The 22,220-nt window shown below is 42.0% G+C and carries 20 protein-coding genes; 18 read left to right on the top strand and 2 right to left on the bottom strand.

The genetic code is table 11. The features are described from left to right. Positions 1-216: 216 nt before the first annotated feature. The 6 genes from EI164_RS07770 (at position 217) to EI164_RS07745 (ending at position 5,710) form a co-directional block, all read left to right on the top strand. Positions 217-1,350, top strand: a complete 1,134-nt coding sequence (locus EI164_RS07770) for a glycosyltransferase family 4 protein (protein WP_192519411.1) — start codon at positions 217-219, stop codon at positions 1,348-1,350. A 9-nt stretch (positions 1,351-1,359) separates the two neighbouring features. Beyond that, positions 1,360-1,971 carry a sugar transferase gene (locus EI164_RS07765; RefSeq protein WP_192519410.1) on the top strand — a complete coding sequence of 204 codons (612 nt, stop codon included), beginning with the start codon at positions 1,360-1,362 and terminating at the stop codon, positions 1,969-1,971. A 4-nt stretch (positions 1,972-1,975) separates the two neighbouring features. Further along, positions 1,976-2,632, top strand: a complete 657-nt coding sequence (locus tag EI164_RS07760) for an acetyltransferase (RefSeq protein WP_192519409.1) — start codon at positions 1,976-1,978, stop codon at positions 2,630-2,632. A gap of 135 nt (positions 2,633-2,767) precedes the next feature. Beyond that, positions 2,768-3,967 (top strand): DegT/DnrJ/EryC1/StrS family aminotransferase, encoded by a 1,200-nt coding sequence (locus EI164_RS07755; RefSeq protein WP_192519408.1) that lies wholly within the window; start codon positions 2,768-2,770, stop codon positions 3,965-3,967. A 230-nt stretch (positions 3,968-4,197) separates the two neighbouring features. Beyond that, positions 4,198-5,097 carry a bifunctional methylenetetrahydrofolate dehydrogenase/methenyltetrahydrofolate cyclohydrolase FolD gene (gene folD, locus EI164_RS07750; protein ID WP_192519407.1) on the top strand — a complete coding sequence of 300 codons (900 nt, stop codon included), beginning with the start codon at positions 4,198-4,200 and terminating at the stop codon, positions 5,095-5,097. Positions 5,098-5,191: 94 nt separating this feature from the next. Next, positions 5,192-5,710, top strand: a complete 519-nt coding sequence (locus tag EI164_RS07745; RefSeq protein WP_192519406.1) for a phosphate-starvation-inducible protein PsiE — start codon at positions 5,192-5,194, stop codon at positions 5,708-5,710. Between the two features lie 85 nt (positions 5,711-5,795). Here the strand turns inward: EI164_RS07745 and corA are convergent, their stop codons facing one another. Next, positions 5,796-7,010, bottom strand: coding sequence for a magnesium/cobalt transporter CorA (gene corA, locus EI164_RS07740; RefSeq protein ID WP_192519405.1), 1,215 nt, complete (start codon positions 7,008-7,010; stop codon positions 5,796-5,798). A 64-nt stretch (positions 7,011-7,074) separates the two neighbouring features. Beyond that, positions 7,075-7,464, bottom strand: a complete 390-nt coding sequence (locus tag EI164_RS07735) for a DUF2237 family protein (protein ID WP_192519404.1) — start codon at positions 7,462-7,464, stop codon at positions 7,075-7,077. A 461-nt stretch (positions 7,465-7,925) separates the two neighbouring features. Between EI164_RS07735 and EI164_RS07730 the strand changes: the two genes are divergently transcribed. The 12 genes from EI164_RS07730 (at position 7,926) to EI164_RS07675 (ending at position 22,181) form a co-directional block, all read left to right on the top strand. Continuing rightward, the gene (locus EI164_RS07730; RefSeq protein WP_192519403.1) at positions 7,926-9,233 is read left to right on the top strand and encodes an ATP phosphoribosyltransferase regulatory subunit; all 1,308 of its coding nucleotides are present in this window, start codon (positions 7,926-7,928) and stop codon (positions 9,231-9,233) included. A gap of 203 nt (positions 9,234-9,436) precedes the next feature. Then, entirely contained in the window at positions 9,437-10,726 is a 1,290-nt protein-coding gene (locus EI164_RS07725) for an adenylosuccinate synthase (RefSeq protein ID WP_192519402.1), read from the top strand. Between the two features lie 327 nt (positions 10,727-11,053). Next, positions 11,054-11,485 carry a nucleoside-diphosphate kinase gene (gene ndk, locus EI164_RS07720; protein ID WP_192519401.1) on the top strand — a complete coding sequence of 144 codons (432 nt, stop codon included), beginning with the start codon at positions 11,054-11,056 and terminating at the stop codon, positions 11,483-11,485. A 376-nt stretch (positions 11,486-11,861) separates the two neighbouring features. Beyond that, on the top strand, positions 11,862-13,106 hold the full coding sequence (gene rlmN / locus EI164_RS07715) for a 23S rRNA (adenine(2503)-C(2))-methyltransferase RlmN (protein ID WP_192519400.1): 1,245 nt from the start codon (positions 11,862-11,864) through the stop codon (positions 13,104-13,106). 198 nt (positions 13,107-13,304) lie between these two features. Further along, positions 13,305-14,228, top strand: coding sequence for a type IV pilus biogenesis/stability protein PilW (pilW, locus tag EI164_RS07710; protein WP_225739175.1), 924 nt, complete (start codon positions 13,305-13,307; stop codon positions 14,226-14,228). Continuing rightward, a complete protein-coding gene (locus tag EI164_RS07705; RefSeq protein ID WP_225739174.1) occupies positions 14,219-15,037 on the top strand; it encodes a helix-turn-helix domain-containing protein in 819 nt (272 codons plus the stop codon). The genes pilW and EI164_RS07705 overlap by 10 nt, the downstream gene beginning before the upstream one ends. A gap of 121 nt (positions 15,038-15,158) precedes the next feature. After that, complete coding sequence (gene ispG, locus EI164_RS07700; protein WP_192519398.1) at positions 15,159-16,274, top strand: flavodoxin-dependent (E)-4-hydroxy-3-methylbut-2-enyl-diphosphate synthase; 1,116 nt, start codon at positions 15,159-15,161, stop codon at positions 16,272-16,274. 131 nt (positions 16,275-16,405) lie between these two features. After that, the gene (hisS, locus tag EI164_RS07695; RefSeq protein ID WP_192519397.1) at positions 16,406-17,698 is read left to right on the top strand and encodes a histidine--tRNA ligase; all 1,293 of its coding nucleotides are present in this window, start codon (positions 16,406-16,408) and stop codon (positions 17,696-17,698) included. A gap of 61 nt (positions 17,699-17,759) precedes the next feature. Further along, a complete protein-coding gene (locus tag EI164_RS07690) occupies positions 17,760-18,566 on the top strand; it encodes a YfgM family protein (RefSeq protein ID WP_192519396.1) in 807 nt (268 codons plus the stop codon). Between the two features lie 166 nt (positions 18,567-18,732). Further along, complete coding sequence (bamB, locus tag EI164_RS07685) at positions 18,733-19,941, top strand: outer membrane protein assembly factor BamB (RefSeq protein WP_192519395.1); 1,209 nt, start codon at positions 18,733-18,735, stop codon at positions 19,939-19,941. 379 nt (positions 19,942-20,320) lie between these two features. After that, positions 20,321-21,742 (top strand): ribosome biogenesis GTPase Der, encoded by a 1,422-nt coding sequence (der, locus tag EI164_RS07680; RefSeq protein ID WP_192519394.1) that lies wholly within the window; start codon positions 20,321-20,323, stop codon positions 21,740-21,742. A gap of 184 nt (positions 21,743-21,926) precedes the next feature. Then, positions 21,927-22,181 carry a hypothetical protein gene (locus EI164_RS07675; RefSeq protein ID WP_192519393.1) on the top strand — a complete coding sequence of 85 codons (255 nt, stop codon included), beginning with the start codon at positions 21,927-21,929 and terminating at the stop codon, positions 22,179-22,181. Positions 22,182-22,220 lie beyond the last annotated feature (39 nt).

The raw sequence follows: 22,220 nt of genomic DNA, 5'->3' as shown, positions 1-22,220 counted from the left end.
AGATTACAAGCCGCTTAATTTAGCTTGATGGTGACAACTACCTTGAAAAACTCCGCTAGGGAGTAAGTCATAGTTGTTTATAGTGGTAATCGTTTAGTTGATTTATTTTATAACATTTTTGTGGTCATCTGACTATAGAGGCAAAAATGATTCTATGGTTTTAATACTGTATATATTATATACCATTACCACATGGTTTTTTTGGACAACTTGATTATGAGATTTTTGATTATAGCCAGTCATCCCCCCTCACTACTAAACTTTCGGGGTGAATTAATTGCTGCGATCAATCAGGCTGGATTTGATATTGATATTGCTGCTCCAGAGTTTAAGAGCTATCCAGAAGAACGAAGGCAGCTGGAAGCATTGGGTTATACGGTTCATGATATTCCAATGCAGCGCACTGGTACAAACCCTATAGCAGATAGTCAGACTATGTTTGCGTTATACCGTTTAATGAAACAGATCAAACCTGACTATGTGATGGGATATACCATCAAGCCAGTTATCTATGGGTTACTAGCAGCTAAGTTGGCTGGTGTTCCTCATCGTTATGCTTTGATTACAGGTTTGGGCTACGCATTTCAAGGGGCGGATGAGAGTACGTATCATAGAACCAATTTACAGAAGCTAATGCATAAGCTTTATGCCATGTCGTTAAGATCAGCGCATAAGGTGCTTTTCCAAAACCCAGATGATGAAGCTTTATTTAAATCGATGAAGATATTGCAGTCTGCCACTCCGACTAAGGTAGTAAATGGTTCTGGTGTCGATGTGTCAGAATACAAAGTCATGCCTTTTCCAAGTGATAATGCTGTACCAGCACCCAGTTTTTTATTGATTGCACGTTTGCTAGGTGCCAAAGGTGTGAGAGAGTATGCCAAGGCGGCTGGAGTGATTAAGTCAAAATATCCGCAAGCCCAGTTCAATTTGGTGGGTTGGATTGATGACAATCCTGACGCTATCAATCAGCATGAACTGGACAGTTGGATTGATGATGGTCGGTTTGAGTTTTGGGGCAAGCTGAGCGATGTTAAGCCTGCCATTGAGGCCAGTTCTATTTATGTTTTACCTTCCTATAGAGAAGGAACCCCGCGTACGGTATTAGAAGCGATGGGGCGACCCATTATTACGACAGATGCACCGGGTTGCCGTGAGACCGTCAGGAGTGATTATAATGGCTATTTAGTGCCAGTTAAAGCAGTCGATGAACTGGCTGCTGCTATGGAGCGTTTTATACTTAATCCAGAAATGATCATTAGTATGGGTGCAGCATCACGTCAGTTGGCAGAAGAAAAATTTGATGTAAATAGTGTCAATAAAATTATGCTACAAGAAATGGGTTTATAGGAGCTAATAATGATTAAACGTCTATTCGATATCACCGCCGCGACTACCGCGTTAATAGTGTTATCTCCTGTATATGCCATTACTGCTTACAAGGTGAAAAAAAACCTTGGCTCACCAGTGCTGTTTCGTCAAACGCGCCCTGGACTAAATGGTAAGCCATTTGAAATGATTAAGTTTCGCTCCATGAAAGATGAGATAGATGCTGCAGGTAACCCTTTAGAAGATAGTGAGCGCCTGACTACATTTGGCAAAAAGTTGCGCAATACCAGTCTTGATGAGTTACCAGAGCTATGGAATGTGATTAAAGGTGATATGAGCCTAGTCGGGCCACGTCCGTTATTGATGGAATATTTGCCCTTGTATAACGCTGAGCAAAACCGTCGACACTTATCTCGTCCAGGTATTACTGGTTATGCACAAGTAAATGGTCGTAATGCTATTAGTTGGGATGAAAAATTTAAGCTCGATACATGGTATGTGGAGAACCAATCGCTATGGTTAGACGTAAAAATACTGTTCAAAACAGTTAAAAAAGTCATCATAAAAGATGGTATCAGCGCCGATGGCGAAGCGACTATGCCCAAGTTTACAGGTTCTGCAAACCAGATAAGTCATAAATAATACTATGAACAGAATCTTTGCCGTCTATGGGGCAGCGGGCTGTGGCCGTAGTTTGATGCCGATAGCTGCTGAACAGTTAAAGCGACTAGATATCGATAGCCAAGTAGTATTTATTGATGATTCGTTAGATAAAGAAAGCGACATTAATAATCATCTAGCCATGAATTACGAGGCTTTCAAAGCATTGAATTTTCTCCATAAGTTTGTACTCATTGCTATTTCTGATAGTGATATTCGCCAAAAGATTGCAGGTAATTTACTAACAGATGGGATATCACTATGGTCAGTACAAGACAGTACGACCTTAATCATGGATGAAGTGATTATTGGCGGGGGTGCGGCCATTAGCCCGTTCGTGACGATAGCTTCAAATGTGACTATTGGTAAGTGTTTTCATGCCAATCTTTATAGTTATGTAGAGCACGACTGCATCATTGGTGACTATGTCACATTTGCCCCTCGGGTCAACTGTAACGGGAATATTCATATTCATGACCATGCGTATATTGGTGCTGGTGCCATTATTAAGCAAGGCACACCTGACAAGCCTTTGATTATTGGTAAAGGCGCTGTTGTGGGTATGGGCGCAGTCGTAACCAAAGACGTTCCTGCTGGAGCGGTAGTAGTAGGTAACCCTGCTAGGCCGCTACACAAAAATTAAATAGTATATCGTCAGCCATAGTCAGTGAATCATCTGAATCTGCATAAATTATGCATATTTATAGTCAATGTAATTCAAAAAACCCTATATTTATCAGCTCATCCATTTATCATTAAAATAACCAGTGAGGCGTATATGCTAAACACCCCTTTTTCCCCATGGCCAAGTTTTACTCAGCAAGAAGCTGATGCAGTTAGCCAAGTGCTGTTATCTAACAAAGTGAATTATTGGACAGGTACCGAGAGTCGTGAATTTGAAAAAGAGTTTGCTTCTTGGTCAGATAGCGGTTACGCCATTGCTGTTGGTAATGGTACGCTAGCGTTAGATTTGTCATTGCAGGCACTCGACCTTAAAGCAGGCGATGAAGTGGTTGTCACGCCGCGTACCTTTATTGCCAGTATTTCTTGTGTGATTAATGCTGGTGCAACGCCTATATTTGCTGATATCGATGAAGCGACAGGCAATATCACTGCCGAATCGATTAGTGCTGTACTTACTAAAAACACTCGAGCCATCATATGTGTGCACTTGGCAGGCTGGCCATGTGATATGGACAGTATTATGGCTTTAGCTGAGGCGCATGATTTATATGTCATCGAGGACTGCGCTCAGGCACACGGGGCGCATTATAAAGGTCGAAGCGTGGGCAGTATTGGTCATATTGGCGCATGGAGCTTTTGCCAAGATAAAGTGATGACCACAGGTGGTGAGGGCGGTATGGTCACTACCAATGATGAGCAACTATGGCGAAAAATGTGGGCATATAAGGATCATGGTAAAAGTTACGCCGCTGTCTATGAGACAGAGCATGCGCCCGGATATCGTTGGTTGCATGAGAGCTTTGGTACCAATTGGCGAATGACCGAAATGCAGTCTGCTATAGGTCGTATCCAGCTAGAGCGAATGAGTGATTGGACAGCTAAGCGTACGGCTAATGCCCACATGATATTAGAGACCTGTGCAAAGTGGGCAGAAGAGGGCTACTTGGTCGTACCTAAGTTAGAAGAGTCCCCGCAGTATTCAGATTCTAATCATGCATATTATAAGTTATACGTATATGTGCAGCCAGATAACCTACCTGAGGAGTGGTCGCGAGATCGCATCATTCAAGAGATTAATGAGAAAGGTGTACCTTGCTTTTCTGGTACCGCTTCAGAAGTATACTTAGAAAAAGCATTTGACGATACAGGGTTACGTCCAGCGACTAGATTGCCAGTGGCAAAGCAATTAGGGGAGACCAGCTTGATGTTTTTGGTACATCCGACACTCACCACGGCGGAAGTTACACAAACCATCGAAGCAATCGATGAGGTGTTTGGATCAATTGCTAAATGACAACATATAGGAAGTCACTCAGATGTTAATTGAGCTTTGATAACAAAGCTCTAAATATTTATATAAGCATTCAAGTATGTAAGCATTCAAATATTATGCCACGCTAGGATTTTTAGCCGTAGGCAGGTACAATATCAGTATCAATCATACCTTGATTAAGGATAAGACAGGCAGGCAAGCAATTGCGGCGCTGTCTTTATTTTTTTATTGTACCCTCTATTGGAGCTCCTATGTCTATTGCGCCTACTACCCAAGAGTCAGCCACTGTTTTGGACGGCAAAGCACTTGCAAAACAAATAGAACAACAACTACGCACGCGCGTGGATGCTATCAAGGATAAGACTGGACGTACACCAAGCTTGGCGACCATATTGGTTGGTGCAGACCCTGCTTCTGCGACTTATGTGCGTATGAAAGGCAATGCCTGTAAGCGTGTAGGTATGGACTCTATCAAGGTTGAAATGCCAACTGAGACCACCACTGAGCAGCTCATGGCAAAGATAGATGAGCTAAATAATAATCCAGACGTACATGGTATTTTGCTACAGCATCCGGTACCTGCACATATCGATGAGCGTGCTTGTTTTGAACAAATTGACTTAGCAAAAGACGTAGATGGTGTTACTTGTCTCGGTTTTGGTCGCATGGGTATGCAGCAGTCAGCCTATGGATCGTGTACACCGCAGGGTATCATGCACTTATTAGAGCATTACGATATTGAGCTGTCAGGAAAAGAAGCAGTCGTCGTAGGTCGTAGCGCAATTTTGGGAAAACCAATGGCGATGATGCTATTGAATGCTAACTGTACAGTGACCATTTGCCATTCAAGAACTCAAGACTTGGCGTCGCATATCAAACGCGCCGATATCGTGGTTGGTGCTGTAGGTGTGCCTGAGCTGATTAAGGCAGAGTGGATCAAAGCAGGTGCCGTCGTCGTCGATGCAGGGTTCCATCCTACTGAAAATGGCGGTGTGGGTGATATCGAGTTACAAGGTGTTGAAAAAATCGCCAGTGCTTATACACCAGTGCCAGGAGGCGTTGGACCAATGACCATCAATACATTGATTCGCCAAACGGTTGATGCTGCTGAAAAATCAGCAGGGCTAGATCATGGTATCGCTAGCGAATAGCATTGTCATTTGAGCACTAATTGTCTATAGATAAGGTGTCTGATGCCACAGGTATCAAGCAATCGTCATATCGTCCAATTTTATAGGTGCTAACATGGCTAAAGAAGACGTAGGTATTCATGAAAAGCTACAGCGTATTGGTAGAGAGTTCGTCGATGTTTGTCATTACGTGATCTTATTTTTAATCAGTGTGGTGGTGGTATGGACGGCGGGCAAAGAGTTTGTAGGTATTGTCCAAAAAGGCTCAGCAGATTTAAAAGACATCTTGATGTTATTTATTTATCTTGAACTGTTGGCCATGATAGGTATCTATTTTAAGACGCATCGTTTGCCAGTCCAGTTTTTGATATTTATTGCTATAACCGCTTTATCACGACATTTAGTGGTTGATGTACAAGCGGTTTCAGACTATTTTCACCTGTGGCTGCTAGCGACGATTTCTGTAGCAATCATGCTATTGAGCGGTGCGATTGTCGTGCTGACTTGGACAGCCAAAACGTTCGGTCGCCCAGAAGACAATTTAGATCAGCAACATGCAAATCTTACGGTCAAGGCGCTTTTACCTGATACCACACAGGTGGCAGATAGCCATACTAAGCATCGACGTGAGTGACCTTATAAGTATATAGAGTTAAAAAAAGCTACCAACGGGTAGCTTTTTTTGTGCAAAGTGAGAATGATTTATTATATAGCAGTGACTATAGCCATTTTAGCCGTTTAAAATTGTAATATAGGTAGCCACATAAGGAACCAATAAATAGCATAATCACAAGATAAGAGTACTTCCAATGTAATTCAGGCATAAAATCAAAATTCATCCCATAAATACCAGCAATGGCGGTTGGTACGGCCAAGATACCTGCCCACGCTGCAAGCTTACGCACTACTTCATTCTGTCCCATATTGACCATTGCCATATAGGTATTCATGACCACACTTAGCATCTCATTAAGCCCATTAATAGCATCAAGAGAGTGTAATAGATGGTCATTGACATCGCGAAAGTAGGGTTTGGCTGCTTGAGAGAATATAGAAGCCATTTCGCTTTTTTTATGATTGATAAAAAAACTACAGATATCTTGTACAGGCAAGATAATAGCGCGCATATGAACCAGTTGTGACTTTAGTTCATAGAGGTTTTTTAACGTAGTTTTGTCAAACTCAGAGGTAAATACATAGCGCTCTTGCTCACGTAGATATCGTCCCAAGCGGTCGGTAACCGGCATATAGTTATCCACGATAAAATCGAGAATGGCATGCAGCACAAATATCGGGCCCATACGCAGCTTTTCAGGGCGACGATGACAGTGTTCACGGACAGGGGCGTAAGAGTTGGATGGGCCATTACGAATGGTAATTAGATAGTTTTTACCCATGAATATCGCTGTGGTGCCATAGCGAATGATTTTGTCTTCGAGCTTGGCCGTACGTAATACCACAAACACCATGTCATTGTCGTAATTTTCGACTTTGGCGCGTTGGTGGTCGGCGAAGGCATCTTCAATGGCCAGTTCATGTAAACCAAATGCTTCTTTAACTTCGACCATAGTTTGAAGGCTAGGGTCGTATAGACCTAGCCAAATAAACTGACCATTGTTGCTCAAGGCTCGACTGACATCGGTAAGCGCGACTTTATCTAGGTTTTCACCTGTTTTACGTGAGTAAGCATAACAATTGACGACTTCATCTGCACTTGCAAGATCAATATCTTCATAACGCTCAGAGTCTGGATCGTAGATTGTCATGGTCTCGATCGTGTCTTCATTTGTCGCGTCAGCATCACCGTAAATATAGCTGCCATTATTTTCTAAATACAGATGATCCTCATCCATATCAGCAACGATACGATTGATATTAGCATTGGGTGTAATACGTGCTGTTTTTTTAATCAATTGGTCGTTGTTTTTTTCCATACGCACTCTTTCCTTTGATACAGTAAAAAACTGTCGTCATTAAAACTAAAACGTAGCAGAAAACTTAAGTCGCATAGCTTTTTAGCGTTTCAATATCGACCAAGCTTAATAAACTCTCGTGACAGGCTTCTAGCTTGATTTGCGGTGCGATATCAAAATCTAATGCTTCAACCCAGCGTAGAGCGCAGATACACCAGTAATCACCAGGTTTTAGACCGGCAAAGTTGTATTCGGGTAGTGGCGTAATAAGATCGTTACCACGACTGGCAGAAAAGTTTAAAAACTCACTGGTCATTTTGACACAAACAGTATGCTGACCAACGTCGTGGTTACCCGTATGACAAAAGCCATTGCGATAGTAACCAGTGATAGGATCGAAGCAGCAGCTGGCAAGTGCCGTACCTAAAACGTTGGTTTGATTGATGGCTGGATTTGGGTGGTAATCTGATGACATAAGGCCTCCAAGATAAAAATATGCATTAGTGTACCATGAGTCCATACTGAAGGCGTTGCTCTCATTCTGCTCTTTATTGTATAGAATGATTGTGACAACTCGTAATGGAACTATTACTTATATAAGGTATAGATAATCTTCATGGCTTTAGTGTTGATAAGGCGTAATTAGATAGTGATTGTGGCTAATTGTCACTAGGCGAACCTTAACTGCTATGCTAAACTAAAACCATAAAGTGCCTTGATTATTTATCGCAGTTTATTAGCGCATAAAGATACTCGTCTTATCATTCTACATTATACTTATTACTCACCCTTTTGCGGTTACCTAGTTTGTTTATAAATAATTGGGTCAATGATGTTGTGCGTTAAAAACAAGAAGTGCGTGGCGTCAATGCAATTGTAAATATAACCTTTAAGTACCGCATTTTTGGTAAGCGATACGCCAAACAAGGATTTATTGTGTCTGTCAGTTCTGATTCTGCAAAACCTTCCCAGTCAAATATGACCAGTCAAGCAACGACTCAGCATGCCAACGATGCTACCGCATCTAATAGTATGCCGTATTTAAGCCATTTTTCTAGCGACGTTGGCAATAGTTGGCTGTTGCCTGATGGTGTGGTCGATGTATTGTTTGAAGATGCTCATAAGCAAGAAGTGCTTAGGCATCAACTAACCAAACAGCTTATCGCTCATGGTTATCAATTGGTGAATCCACCAATGATTGAGTTCACTGAGTCGTTATTGAGTGGTGCATCAGAAGATTTAAAGCGTCAAACTTTCAAGATTATCGATCAATTAACAGGTCGATTGATGGGTTTGCGTGCTGATATTACGCCACAGATTTTGCGTATTGATGCGCATCATGGTGGTACTGGTATTGCTCGCTATTGCTATGCAGGTGATGTGATTCATACCTTGCCATCAGGGCTGTTTGGCTCACGTACGCCTTTGCAGCTCGGTGCTGAGATATTCGGTTGTGCCTCACTTGCTGCAGATATTGAGCTGATCGATGTGTTGTTTAGCATGGTGAATACACTGAATATGAGTGCGGCGCTGCATATTGACTTGGGTCATGTTGCCATATTCAAACGCTTGGCTGAATTGGCTGAGTTGTCAGACAATGACACTGAGCATCTGATGCATTTATATGCCAATAAAAACCTACCAGAGCTAAAGCGTGTTTGTCAGTCAATAGCGTTAGGCAATGATTTTTATGCATTGGCGCGCTTCGGTCATGATATCGACAACCTATTGGTAAAACTGTCAGAGACTGCGCAGCAAGACACGCAGGTCGTCACTGCTATTGACGAGCTACAACGCCTAAAAACGCATTTACAAGAGCAGTGGCAGTGTCCTGTGAGTATCGATGTGACAGAGCTATCAGGCTATCATTATCATACTGGTATTGTGTTCAATGGTTATATCAATAGTGAGACCCAGCCACTAGTACGTGGTGGGCGCTTTGATGGTATGCAAAGCGGTAACCAGTTGACAAGCAACCAACCACGTGAAGCCACTGGTTTTAGTATGGATGTCAGCCGCCTGCTTGCACACACCCAACTTGAATCACCAATTATCGTATTGGTGGACTATCAGGCACTGAGTAATGTGAATCAAGAGCAGATGCAGATACTATTACAGCAAGTTGAGAGTTTGCGTCAGCAGGGCTACCGTGTCACGATGCCATTAGATATAGCGGACCGTCCAGTTGGCATGACCCATTGCTTAAACTTTGTGGATAATCAGTGGCAGTTGCAGGCTATTTAAGCATGAACCGATTATAAGTATGAACCGATTAAGTGTTATTGATTGAATAAGTAAAGATATTACTTAGAAGTAAACAATCAGTTAAGCATTAGTTTTTAAGATTATTACCACTTTTTAATGTCATTTAAAACACGGTAATGAAAGTTATCGTCGTTTTAAATCATTATTGCACACACCTCAATATATAAAGGTAAGGATTGATCATGGGTAAGAATGTCGTAGTTTTGGGTAGCCAATGGGGCGATGAAGGTAAAGGTAAAATCGTTGATTTACTGACCGAAAAAGCCTCAGCAGTCGCTCGCTTTCAAGGCGGCCACAATGCTGGTCACACGTTAGTTGTCGATGGCAAAACCACCGTCTTACATTTAATCCCATCAGGCATCTTGCGTGAAGGTGTGACTTGCTTCATCGGTAACGGTGTGGTGTTAGCACCTGATGCATTATTGATTGAAATAAAAGATCTTGAAGCCAACAACGTACCAGTGCGTGAGCGTTTGCGTATTTCACCAAATTGCCCACTCATCATGCCATATCACGTGGCGCTTGACCAAGCACGTGAAGCCAAACGTGGCAGTGGTAAAATCGGTACAACGGGTCGTGGTATCGGTCCTGCCTACGAAGACAAAGTAGCGCGCCGTGCTATCAAGCTTGCGGATTTATTCCGTAGCGATCTAGAAGAAAAGCTACGCAACCTAATTGAATATCATAACTTCCAACTGACTCAATACTATAAAGTTGATGCGATTGATTTTGATGAGACGTTTAAGCTTTGCCAAGAGTGGAAAGAAGAGATTAAAGGTATGGTTACTGATGTAACTGAAGACCTAAATCAACTGCGTTTGGCTGGTAAAAACCTGATGTTTGAAGGTGCGCAAGGTACTTTACTTGATATTGATCATGGTACTTATCCGTTTGTAACCAGCTCAAGCGTAACGGCTGGGGGTGTTTCTACTGGTACAGGTATCGGTCCACTATATTTAGATTATGTACTTGGGATTACCAAAGCCTACACCACACGTGTCGGTAGCGGCCCATTCCCAACTGAGTTGTTTGATGATGTTGGTGCGCATTTGGCGAATGTTGGTCATGAATTTGGTGCGACAACTGGTCGTGCCCGCCGCTGTGGTTGGTTCGATGCTGAAGCACTACGCCGTGCAGTGGTACTGAACTCTTTAACCGGTATCTGCTTAACTAAGCTTGACGTATTAGACGGTCTAGAAGAGCTATTAATCGGTGTGGGTTACAACCTACCTGAGACTGAGTGTGCAGGCGCACATGATGCTGAATTCTACGAGTCAGTCACGCCAAAATACGAAACGCTAGAAGGTTGGAGCGAGTCAACAGTTGGTATTACTAACTACGATGACCTACCAGAGAATGCTAAGAAATACATCAAACGTATCGAAGCATTGATTGGTTGCCCAGTTGATATTATCTCAACTGGTCCTGATCGTGAAGAAACTATCGTCTTACGTGACCCATATGACGTATAAATATAGTTAATGAACTATTGATAGGTATATAGAAAAATAAGACCCCAATGTTGAGCATTGGGGTTTTTACTTTTATACAATCTCGTGGCTTATTAAGCATTTATGTATACTCAGTTTACCTCTGTGCAAGCTCATGTCATAAATTAACCCTATCATTTATGGCCTGAATCATTATAATAGGCAACAATCCTATGTTGGTGCTTATGGTTATATATTGATATACCATGAGTTGGGTAAAACACTCTAAGTCAGCATTGTGGCCAAAGACAAAATCAAATATTCACTATTTTATTTCTTCTCGAATTTATCATTTATTAGGAGCTTTTCATGGCTAACGAACGTACGTTATCTATCATCAAACCTGACGCCGTTGCTGGCAACCATATCGGTGCTATCTATAGCCGCTTTGAACAAGCTGGTCTAAAAATCGTTGCAGCAAAAATGCAGCATCTTGATGACGAAAAAGCAGGCGGTTTTTACGCTGAGCATGCTGAGCGTCCCTTTTACAACGATCTAGTGTCATTCATGACTTCAGGTCCTGTGGTTGTATCTGTATTAGAAGGCGAAAATGCCATCGCTAAGCACCGTGAAATCATGGGTGCAACCAACCCAAAAGAAGCTGCTGAAGGCACTATCCGTGCAGATTTCGCTAGTAGCATCGATGAAAACGCTGTGCATGGTTCAGATTCTGCAGAATCAGCAGCACGTGAAATAAGCTACTTCTTCAATGATGATGAAGTTTGTGCACGTACGCGCTAATATCAGTTATTGCTTAGCTTATTGATTGTTAATAATTGGTTTTGCGAAACGGCTTATATCTTATGATATAAGCCGTTTTAGCTCCAATAATAATCCTATGATTTATTGAAAAATTTAATGGTTTGCCTCATTATTATACTTATTTCGCGTTATCAATCCCTTATCAGCATGTTTTTATTAAATACATAATTTTCTTTATCAATGCTTAGTATGCATACGTATCCAGTCTTTCTATAAGTTATTAGTAGAAGGCGTATATCAATAAAAAATGCGCTCATAACGGATTGCTCATGTACTCATATATTGTGTCTGTATGACAACATCCATATAAACAATTGCACTGCCGATATAAGCCTGTGCAAAAAGGTTACCTATTATGTCCACTGTTCAAACACCCACGCAGCACATTCCTACCAAGCGTACTGATAGCATTAAAATAGTAGATGAAGCGCAAGCAAAGACCAATTTACTCGGAATGACACAAGCACAATTGGCTGATTACTTCAAAAGTATCGGTGAAAAGCCTTTTCGTTCAACGCAAGTCATTAAGTGGATATATCAACATGGTGTGACAGATTTTGAAAAAATGACGAATTTGAGCAAGTCTTTGCGTGATAAATTATCGCTCAATGCTTGCGTGCTTCCACCTAAAGTGATTCATCGTCAATATAGTGATGATGGTACGCGTAAATGGGTGTTTGAAGTTACGGGTGGTTCATTGGTTGAGACAGTCCTGATTCCTGCAGATGATAGTAAACTAAATGGTCGCAAAACGTTATGTGTGTCTTCACAAGTTGGCTGTGCGCTAGACTGTAGTTTCTGTAGTACGGGCAAACAAGGATTTGAGCGTGATTTGAGTGCGGCTGAGATTATCGGTCAGTTATGGGTTGCTAACGCCTCATATATGACGGATGAAAATGAAAGTCTAGAAAACGTTGACCATAGCTTGTGGGAAAATAACGTTACCAATGTCGTGATGATGGGTATGGGTGAGCCACTATTGAACTATAAGCCTGTGGTTGGCTCAATGGAGCTGATGTTAAGTGATCATGGGTATGGTCTGTCAAAGCGCCGTGTCACTTTATCAACATCAGGCGTGGTACCGAAAATGTACCAGCTGGCGCAAGATCTAGATGTGGCCTTGGCTATTTCATTGCATGCACCCAATGATGAACTGCGTGATGAATTGGTGCCAATCAACAAAAAGTATCCGTTAGATGAGTTGATCGCGGCTGCAAAAAACTACGTTTTTGATATCAATCCGCGTCACAAAAAGCACGTTACTATCGAATACGTGATGCTTGATGGGGTCAATGACGGCAATGAACATGCTCATCAGTTGGTTGCGTTATTAGATGGTCTACCAAGTAAAATCAACTTGATTCCATTTAATCCCTTTCCGCATGCTCCATATGACAAATCAAGTAACAACCGTATTCACGCTTTTAGCAATATTTTGAGTGAGGCAGGTTTTGTGTGTACGATTCGTCAGACCCGTGGTGATGATATTGATGCGGCCTGTGGTCAATTAGTTGGACAAGTGGCTGATCGTACCAGACGCTCAGCTGCATGGCAGAAAAGTATAAAAGACCGTGAAAATGTTCAGAATGGCTCTTTATAAAAATAAATAGTGTACTTAGTGCTGATGTTTAGCTGTCTTTTATCTATCGCAACGGTAATAGAAATGTAGCAATAACAATTGGTATTGAGGAGTATGGCAATTAATCACAACAAAATTGTACTTCTGGGGGTTAAATCTATTAAACTGAGTCTTCCTTGATCGAACGCATTGAATTACAGTTTTATGATGGCGGCTATGATGACTTCTAAAAATTTTTGTCAGTTCAGATATCAAAAATCACTTTATCAAGATAGTAAGCGGTTGGGTACAGTAGCAAAGCAAATACCGATGCCAAAGCATATGATGCTAGCAACGGTGTTTGCAGGGTTGTTGCTGACAGGCTGCCAAAGTGTGCCGAGCGATGGTGTAACCAGCAGCACGGTTTATCAAGGGTCTAGTGATAATCGTAAATCAGATCAACAAGAAGTGGCTCGTGTGCGTGTTGCACTGGCTGCACAATATATTCGTGAAAACGACCTCGATACTGCTAAGCGCCAACTTGAAAAAGCCCTTTCTGCGGATAGCCGTTACGCGCCAGCCTATGATATGATGGGCGTTTTGCTACAGCAAGAGGGTAGTCAACGCAATCTTGAAAAAGCTGACGAATATTTTAGGAAAGCGATTTCACTTGATAAAGATTTCGAGCAAGCCAATAATAACTATGGCGTTTATTTGTCACAGATGAAGCGCTATCGTGAAGCCGCAGAGCAGTTTGAGATTGCAGGTTCAGCATTAGGTTACACAGGTCGTATTGGTGCATTAGAAAACTTAGGACGCACTTATTTGAAGTTGGGTGACAGTAGTGCTGCTTCTAAAGCATTTTTGCGAGCGCTTGATGGCAATCGTAATAGTATTATTGCTCATATTGAGTTGGTGGATTTGTTGCTTGAGCAGCATCGTGTTCCACAAGCCCAAAGACTTTATGATGAAACATTGACCTTGGTACGCAGGCAAGGTGTCAGCTCTCGTTTGATGTTACAGGGTATCAAACTCGCCGCTGCGCAAAACAACATAACGAAGCGCCAACAATTGGCACAGCAGCTTTTATCCACTTATCCATTAAGTGATGAAGCAAAAAAACTTAAGACTTGGCTTAACAATCCAGAGGCACCATGGAAATGACAACCCCATCATTAAACACTCAACCTAACACGCAGGGATCATTTGGTGCCATGTTGCAGCAAGCCCGAAAAACAAAAAAAGTCAGTATAGAAGAGGCAGCGGCCGAATTATTTATTTTAAAGCGTCATTTGCAAGCGTTAGAAAATGAGAATTTTGCTGATTTACCACAAGCAACGTTTGCTCGTGGTTTTGCGATAAACTATGCCAAGTTTTTGGGGTTGGATTCAGAAAAAGTTGCTAGCAGTTTTGATGCAGCTTATCCTAGTGAGCTTAAAGCCAAATCAGTGAGTAATATTGATACGCCACTGCGCCCAATGGGCACATTGCAGCGAGACACGCGTAGCCGTATTCGCTTTAACCCATTATTGATATTGGCTGTCGTTGGTGTCATCGTTTTAGCAGTTTTTTTATTCCGTGTGGTAAGTAATGCCAATAAAGAAAACAACGTAGAACCAGCGTCCACCGTAGAGGATATATCTGCGCTAGAGCAAGCCCAAGGTGCGGCGATTGACAGTGCGACAGGGGTTGGTGCTTCTGGTTCTGCATTAAATTTAGGCGGTGCTAATGTCAGTCCGGCTGCTTTAGAGGTTAAAGTGACTGACTCAGCTGTTATTAGTATTGCTGACGCCTCTGGTAATACACTCATGAATGGCTCTCAAACATCGGGTGATTATCAGTTATCAGGTATACCACCGTTTAGTGTGCAAATTGATAATGTCGATAATGTTAGCTTGGTGCTCAATGAAGAAGCGGTTGCGTTGGACGCTTATCCAACTGATGAACAAGCCAGTTTTGAGTTAGCACCTTAATTGCAAAGCCAATTTTTAAAGTGATGATGAATAGCTATTATTTTACGCTAATGGGTATTTGTCGTTATCAATAAGTAAGTATCTTCTCTGCTTTTTTTCGTTCTAATGGAAGGGTTTGTCTATGTCAACGTCAGCGCCTATTAACCGTCGCCTTACCAAAAAAATATATGTCGGTGATGTCGCGATTGGTGGTGATGCGCCGATTAGTGTGCAGAGTATGACAAATACTGATACCTGTGATGTGGCCGCTACCGTTGCCCAAATCGAGCGCTGTGTTGAAGCGGGTGCTGATCTCATGCGGGTATCAACACCAACGATGGATACTGTCAAAGCTTTTGGTGAAATTCGTAAGTTGGTGAGTGTACCTTTAATAGCCGATGTGCATTTTGATCACAAAATTGCGCTCGCTGTTGCTGAAGCGGGTGCGGATTGTTTGCGTATTAATCCTGGTAATATCGGTAATGATGCCAAAGTGCGTGAAGTCGTCGCGTGTGCCAAACATTATAATATCCCTATTCGCATTGGTGTAAACGCAGGCTCTTTAGAGAAAGATATTCAACGCAAATATACTGAGCCAACTGGCGAAGCGATGCTAGAGTCAGCGATGCGCCACATTGATATCTTAGAGCGACTTAACTTTGATCAGTATAAGGTTTCTGTCAAAGCCAGTAATGTCTTTTTGACATTGGATGCTTATCGCTTGATATCAGCACAAATTGATAACCCACTACATTTAGGTGTTACCGAAGCGGGTGTTTATCGTACAGGCGCAGTGAAATCAGCCATTGCGTTAGGTGGTCTGCTGTTAGATGGTATTGGTGATACCCTTCGTATCTCCTTGGCCGCAGAGCCTGAAGAAGAAATTAAAATTGGTTTCGATATCTTAAAATCACTGAATATTCGCTCTAACGGTGTCAACTTTATTGCTTGTCCAAGTTGCTCACGTCAAGAGTTTGATGTGATTAAAGTAATGACTGCTTTAGAGACGCGCTTAGAAGACATTCGAGAACCAATGAATCTGTCTGTGATTGGCTGTAAAGTGAATGGCCCAGGTGAAGCGAAAGAAGCGGATATCGGTATCGTTGGTGCTGCACCAAAGTCGTTAGTATATCGTATGGGTGACAAGAGCCATCTCATTGATACCAACAATTTGGTTGATGAAATCGAAGGCATGGTACGCGCTCATGCCGAAGACTTGGCTAAAAAGCGCGAAAATGAAATTATTCGAGTAAAGTAAGATACCAATACGTCGACGTATTTCGTACTGTCATTTCAGCTTATAATAATAGGTGGCTGATGAGAAATACGCTATTGACGATAAAAAAGAATAGAAATATCTGTTAAAAATTTTAAGGATACGACCGTACCATGATTAAAGCTATTAAAGGGTTTAATGATATTTTGCCTGATCAGTCTGCAAAATGGCTGTACTTAGAGTCGATATTGGCCAATGTGTTAGGCAGATATGGTTATGAGCATATTCGTTTGCCTATCGTTGAGCAAACCGACTTGTTTGCCCGTGCGATCGGTGGTGCGACAGATATCGTCGAAAAAGAGATGTATAGCTTTATCGATAAGTCTGATCCACCAACGCCATTGACCTTGCGTCCTGAAGGTACGGCAAGCGCAGTGCGTGCTGTAATAGAGCATAACTTGTTGCGTGGCGATACACCCAAATTATGGTATATCGGTCCAATGTTTCGCTACGAACGTCCGCAAAAAGGTCGCTACCGTCAGTTTCATCAACTGGGTGTCGAAAGTTTCGGTAGCGCGTTACCAGATGCTGATGCTGAACTGATTGCGATGACTCACTTGATGTGGCAGGAGCTGGGCCTAAAAGATGAGATGCACTTGCAGCTTAATAGTTTGGGAGAACTAGATGAGCGTTATGCTTATCGCGAAGCATTAGTCGCCTATCTAACGGATAAAAAAGATTTGCTTGATGAAGATAGCAAACGCCGTTTGATGACCAATCCATTACGTATCCTAGATAGCAAAGAGGCGAGTACCCAGGCTGTCTTAGTAGATGCGCCAAAGTTGGCTGAGTTTTTGGGAGCAGAGAGTAAGGCCCATTTTGAGCAAGTACAAGCGTACTTGACCACACTTGGCATTGACTTTGAAATCAATCCGCATCTGGTGCGCGGCTTAGATTACTATAATAAAACTGTTTTTGAATGGGTTACGGATAAGCTTGGTAGTCAAGCTACTGTTTGTGCTGGTGGTCGTTATGATGGTTTGATTGGACAATTGAAGTCTACGGGCACTGATGGTAGTAAGCCTGCAAAATCTGAGCCTGCTATTGGTTTTGCAATGGGGCTTGAGCGTTTATTGTTATTGATAGACGTAGTTGCACCGATTGCTGATACACCTGCTTGTGACGTCTTTGTTGTGGCGCATCCAGAGGTATATAGTGCGGGTATTAGCTATGCACAAAATCTACGTTATAGCCGTCCAGATGTACGCATCAAAATGGCAAGTGCAACAAGCTTGAAAGCGCAAATGAAAAAAGCGGATAAGTCAGGTGCTGCATTGACGGTTATCATTGCTCAGCAAGAGCTGGATGATAATACCATTAGTGTTAAAGACATGCAGACAGGAGAGCAGCAGACGGTTGCGGCAGATTGGTTGTTGAGTAAAGACAATTTTTCTCGTAAATTATAGCGTTTGGCTTTCTTGACTTTTATATCAGTAATTTAATATAAATCTTATTAGGTAAATATATATGGCTCCGACATCCAATTCGCCGAATGCAGACAACTCAATGCAAGCGTTAAAGCAATATGGCAGCTATATTATTACTGCAATTTTATTGGCACTGGCTGCGTATTTCGGTTGGACCTATTGGCAGGATAATCATGCGCGGGTAGACACTGTAGCAGCGGATCGTTATGCGGATATTCAGTTGTTGAATGAAGAGGTCAATCTGTCCTCGCAAAACCCAGATTTAGAAGCAGAAGCACAAGAAGCGCTTGAACAGAGTCGTACACAATTGAACAATGAGATTGATACGCTGGTAAATACACACGGTGAATCAGTCTATGCATGGCAAGCATTAATGATAAAAGCACGTCAGCAAGTTGATAATGATGACTTCACTGCTGCTACTGAGACGTTCAAGAAAGCACTTGCAATCGATTTGGGCGATGCTGGTCTAAAAGCCATCACTCGTTTACGTTATGCTAAAACCTTGTTGGCTGCAGGTGATACTGAGGCGGCGCTAGCAGAAGCTAAAAATGATATGCCAAGCTCTTTTGAAGCCAGTCAGCAAGAGTTGCTAGGCGATATTTATTTGGCTAAAGATAATAAAGAGTCAGCGGTCAAATCGTACAACAATGCTTGGGAGCTGTTACGAAGCCGTCAAGAAACGCGTGCAGTACTGGCGTTAAAGATGGAGAGTTTAGGCATAGTACCTGAACCTATCGATGAACAAGCCAGTCTTATCCAAGAGCCTAGCACTTCTGCGCAGCCTGTAGTGGCACAAGAGTCTGTGGAAGTAGCAGAAGCTCCTGTTGGCGAGGTTACTGAATAGCTGTATTGTTATGAGTGTTATTCACTAATAATGGCACTTATATGCTATTTAGCACTGAATAATCGCTAAATTGATAGTCAGCATCTTAAACTGTTTTATATGCTAGATGGCACCATAAACCCACAGAACTTAATTAATAATAATTTATTTGTAGTGAGAAATTATAATGACTCAATCTATTCGCTCTAGCAAAACCTCAACAGCCAAAACCCTCAAAACGACGGTTATGCATGTGGCCGTACTGGCAGTAATGAGCACTGCGGTGATTGGGTGTAATCGTGGTATCAAACCCATTGTTAATGATCCTGTAGATTTGGTTCAGATTGCTGAGCCTATCAGTGTATTACAACCTGTTTTTAGTACGGATGTAGGTAATAAAAAAGCCAGTAAGAAAGATCCATTAGATTTACAGGTTGGGTATGCCAATGGCCAAATCGTTACTGCATCACGTGGCGGTGAATTAACAGGCTTTAACGGTACGGGAGAGCGTTTATGGTCAGTCAATGTTGATGAGCAAATAACAGGTGGTGTTGCCTTAGATGCCTTGAGCCAAACAGCAATTATTAGCACTCGTAGCGGTCTAGTAATGGCGTTTGATAGCACGACTGGCGAAAAACGCTGGCAGCAACAGCTGTCAGGGTCAGTCTTGACTCCAGCACTTATTACTAACAACCGAGTGATTCTATCAGCGAATAATGGCTTTTTGCATGGCTTGTCCTTACAGACAGGGCAGTCTATTTGGCAGTTTGCCACACAAGTACCAGCCATTAGTGTCCGTGGTAGTGCTGCACCAACATTGTTAGATAGCAGCACCGCATTATTAGCTACTGCCGATGGGCGCTTGCATGCGGTGACGACAGATAGTGGTCTGCCGCAGTGGTCAAGACGTGTTGGTGTTGGTTCTGGCAGCAGTGAAATTGAGCGTATGAGCGACGTTGATGGTAAGCCTATTGTCGATCAAAATCAGATGTTCGCTATTAGTTATAGTGGTCAGTTACTTGGTGTTGATTTGGCATCGGGTCAAGTGCTATTCGTCAATGAGATTGCTAGCCTCAAAGCACTTGCCGTAAATAGCCAACAAGTCATTGCGACTGGTTTAGATGGTAAGGTTGTTGCTTATGATCGTAGCAGTGGTGCTATGCTGTGGGAGAGTGATGAGTTGGCTTATCGCCATTTGACAAACCCTGTGATGATTGGAAATTATATTGCTGTGGGTGATTTAGATGGTGTAGTGCACTTATTTGACCCTGCTAGTGGTAAGATCGTTAGCCGTGTAGAAACCAAAGGTGCTTTAAGTAGTTTGCAAGTGCAAGGTAGTCGTCTCATGACTCAAAGTACGTCAGGACAAGTCGCTATTTGGCAGTTAGCCCGCTAAGACATTGATTGCTCAGTACTTAATTTAATAGTACTTTTTAATAAGATTATTGTGCCATTGGACTTATCGTAATTTTTTAAATACAAACGCTGCTTAGTCAGCGTTTAATGTCTTGTGTAAACTGCTTGTTTAAATACAGGCTTTCGCGTACTCTATGCGACCGATGCGCCATAAGCGTTATCCATATATACTGTCTATATATAAGCATCATCTTATATAGCATTTACTAATCGTAAAATAGTCGATTATTATTTTTGCTATCATTTTATTATTTATTTTAATTTACGGTCGAGTGTGGCATGTTTGCTACTACTGTTATGTTATTGGTTGTCAGAATAACTGCACTTTCCGTCATTTTGCCTTTCACTGAGAGTAACCCATGAGTATCAAGCCTGTGGTCGCCTTAATCGGTCGTCCAAACGTCGGTAAATCCACCTTATTTAATCAGTTCACAAAAAGTCGCCAGGCATTGGTTGCTGATTTGTCAGGACTGACTCGTGACCGTCAATACGGTGATGCAACCTACGAAGATAAATCATTTATCGTCGTAGATACTGGTGGTATCGGTGAATCAGATGATGGCAGTGGTAATATTGATGATTATATGTCTGAACAGTCGCATACTGCTATTCATGAAGCCGATATTATTGTATTTGTGGTTGATGCTCGCGCGGGTATGATTGGTGCTGACGCTGAGATTGGTAAGTTTTTGCACACGCTTGGCAAACCAGTCTATGTCGTGGCTAACAAAGTCGACGGTGTCCATGATGCTGCGCCTGCCGAGTTCTATGCATTAGGATTGGGCGAGCCGTATCCAATGGCTGCTAGCCATGGTCGCGGTGTTGGCAATCTACTCGAAATATTAACGGCTGACATGCCTGAGCAAGATACTCTCGTCGAGCCGAAAGGTCTAAAACTTGCCATTATCGGTCGTCCAAATGTTGGAAAATCAACACTGGTTAACCGCTTATTGGGTGAAGATCGTGTGGTGGTATTTGACATGCCTGGCACCACGCGTGACAGTATTTATATTCCTTATAAACGCGAAGGTAAGGACTATGTGTTAATTGATACAGCTGGTGTACGTCGCCGCGGTAAAATTGATGAAAAAGTAGAAAAGTTCTCTGTTATTAAAACTTTACAAGCCATCGAAGACTCTAATGTAACGGTCATTGTGATCGATGCTCATGAAGGAATTGTCGATCAAGACTTGCATATGATTGGCTATGCACTAGATGCAGGTCGTGCTTTGGTTGTCGCGATTAATAAATGGGATGGTCTGACACAGGACCAAAGAGATTATATTAAAATTGAAATGGATCGCCGTTTCAATTTTATTCCTTACGTAAAAGTGCATTTGATATCAGCGTTGCATGGTACGGGCGTGGGTAATTTATATCCATCTATTTTACGTGCTTATAAATCTTCTATGTTTGAAGTATCAACCAATCGTTTGACTCAAATCTTACAAGATGCAGTGACTGCTAACCCGCCACCAACTGTGGCTGGCCGCCGTATCAAATTACGTTTTGCGCATATTGGTGGTCACAATCCACCCGTGATTGTGATTCATGGTAACCAAACCAGTGCATTGCCCAAAAGCTATCAGCGCTATCTTGAAAATCAGTTCCGTCAGGTATTTAAGCTTGAAGGTACACCGCTTAATGTCATATTGAAACAAAATGACAATCCATATGCGAACAAGAGCGACACGCCAACCAAAGCGAAAACACAGCAATTGCGTCAACGTGAGCGCAATCGTGCAAAAAAATTCACAACTAAAGATAAAAAATCTCGTTAATCACCAAGACAGTGACATCATTACTGACTTTATCGTGTCATAGAATGCGATAGAGTCAACTTGACACTCATTTTTTTGTTTAGTTGTTATAATTATTTAGATAACAATATCTAAATATATTACTTATCATGTTCTCTAAATACCTGTAGTATAAATTAAAGTTGTCTTGACTCAGTTGAGTGATATGAACAACCGTCTACCTCAAACCATTTCTACGCTTATCTGGCGTTCTGTCGCGCAAGCCATTATTTTGGCTGTGTTGATAGGCTTCTTTTTGTCTTTTATTTATGGTTTATTATCTAACTACAAACAAAAGCATCAGCACATTGACCAAATCGCTACATTATTGACCACCAGCGCATCTACGGCTGATAGTGCTGATATCGTGGCTGAGCAAGTAAAATTCTTGTTAGAGAATGAGCCTAGGGCGTGTCCCTAATCTGGAAAAGTAAGTATAAAGCCTTTAAAATAAAGAGAC

The sequence above is a fragment of the Psychrobacter sp. FME13 genome, from assembly GCF_014861395.1.
Classification (GTDB): Bacteria; Pseudomonadota; Gammaproteobacteria; order Pseudomonadales; family Moraxellaceae; genus Psychrobacter.
Note: the sequence above shows the minus strand (reverse complement) of the source record. Positions and strands in the feature narration are given on the sequence as shown.

Coding starts and splice junctions, on each gene's coding strand:
- EI164_RS07770 (WP_192519411.1), top strand. CDS start 217: ATGAGATTTTTGATTATAGCCAGTCATCCCCCCTCACTACTAAACTTT.
- EI164_RS07765 (WP_192519410.1), top strand. CDS start 1,360: ATGATTAAACGTCTATTCGATATCACCGCCGCGACTACCGCGTTAATA.
- EI164_RS07760 (WP_192519409.1), top strand. CDS start 1,976: ATGAACAGAATCTTTGCCGTCTATGGGGCAGCGGGCTGTGGCCGTAGT.
- EI164_RS07755 (WP_192519408.1), top strand. CDS start 2,768: ATGCTAAACACCCCTTTTTCCCCATGGCCAAGTTTTACTCAGCAAGAA.
- folD (WP_192519407.1), top strand. CDS start 4,198: ATGTCTATTGCGCCTACTACCCAAGAGTCAGCCACTGTTTTGGACGGC.
- EI164_RS07745 (WP_192519406.1), top strand. CDS start 5,192: ATGGCTAAAGAAGACGTAGGTATTCATGAAAAGCTACAGCGTATTGGT.
- corA (WP_192519405.1), bottom strand. CDS start 7,010: ATGGAAAAAAACAACGACCAATTGATTAAAAAAACAGCACGTATTACA.
- EI164_RS07735 (WP_192519404.1), bottom strand. CDS start 7,464: ATGTCATCAGATTACCACCCAAATCCAGCCATCAATCAAACCAACGTT.
- EI164_RS07725 (WP_192519402.1), top strand. CDS start 9,437: ATGGGTAAGAATGTCGTAGTTTTGGGTAGCCAATGGGGCGATGAAGGT.
- ndk (WP_192519401.1), top strand. CDS start 11,054: ATGGCTAACGAACGTACGTTATCTATCATCAAACCTGACGCCGTTGCT.
- rlmN (WP_192519400.1), top strand. CDS start 11,862: ATGTCCACTGTTCAAACACCCACGCAGCACATTCCTACCAAGCGTACT.
- pilW (WP_225739175.1), top strand. CDS start 13,305: ATGACTTCTAAAAATTTTTGTCAGTTCAGATATCAAAAATCACTTTAT.
- EI164_RS07705 (WP_225739174.1), top strand. CDS start 14,219: ATGGAAATGACAACCCCATCATTAAACACTCAACCTAACACGCAGGGA.
- ispG (WP_192519398.1), top strand. CDS start 15,159: ATGTCAACGTCAGCGCCTATTAACCGTCGCCTTACCAAAAAAATATAT.
- hisS (WP_192519397.1), top strand. CDS start 16,406: ATGATTAAAGCTATTAAAGGGTTTAATGATATTTTGCCTGATCAGTCT.
- EI164_RS07690 (WP_192519396.1), top strand. CDS start 17,760: ATGGCTCCGACATCCAATTCGCCGAATGCAGACAACTCAATGCAAGCG.
- bamB (WP_192519395.1), top strand. CDS start 18,733: ATGACTCAATCTATTCGCTCTAGCAAAACCTCAACAGCCAAAACCCTC.
- der (WP_192519394.1), top strand. CDS start 20,321: ATGAGTATCAAGCCTGTGGTCGCCTTAATCGGTCGTCCAAACGTCGGT.
- EI164_RS07675 (WP_192519393.1), top strand. CDS start 21,927: ATGAACAACCGTCTACCTCAAACCATTTCTACGCTTATCTGGCGTTCT.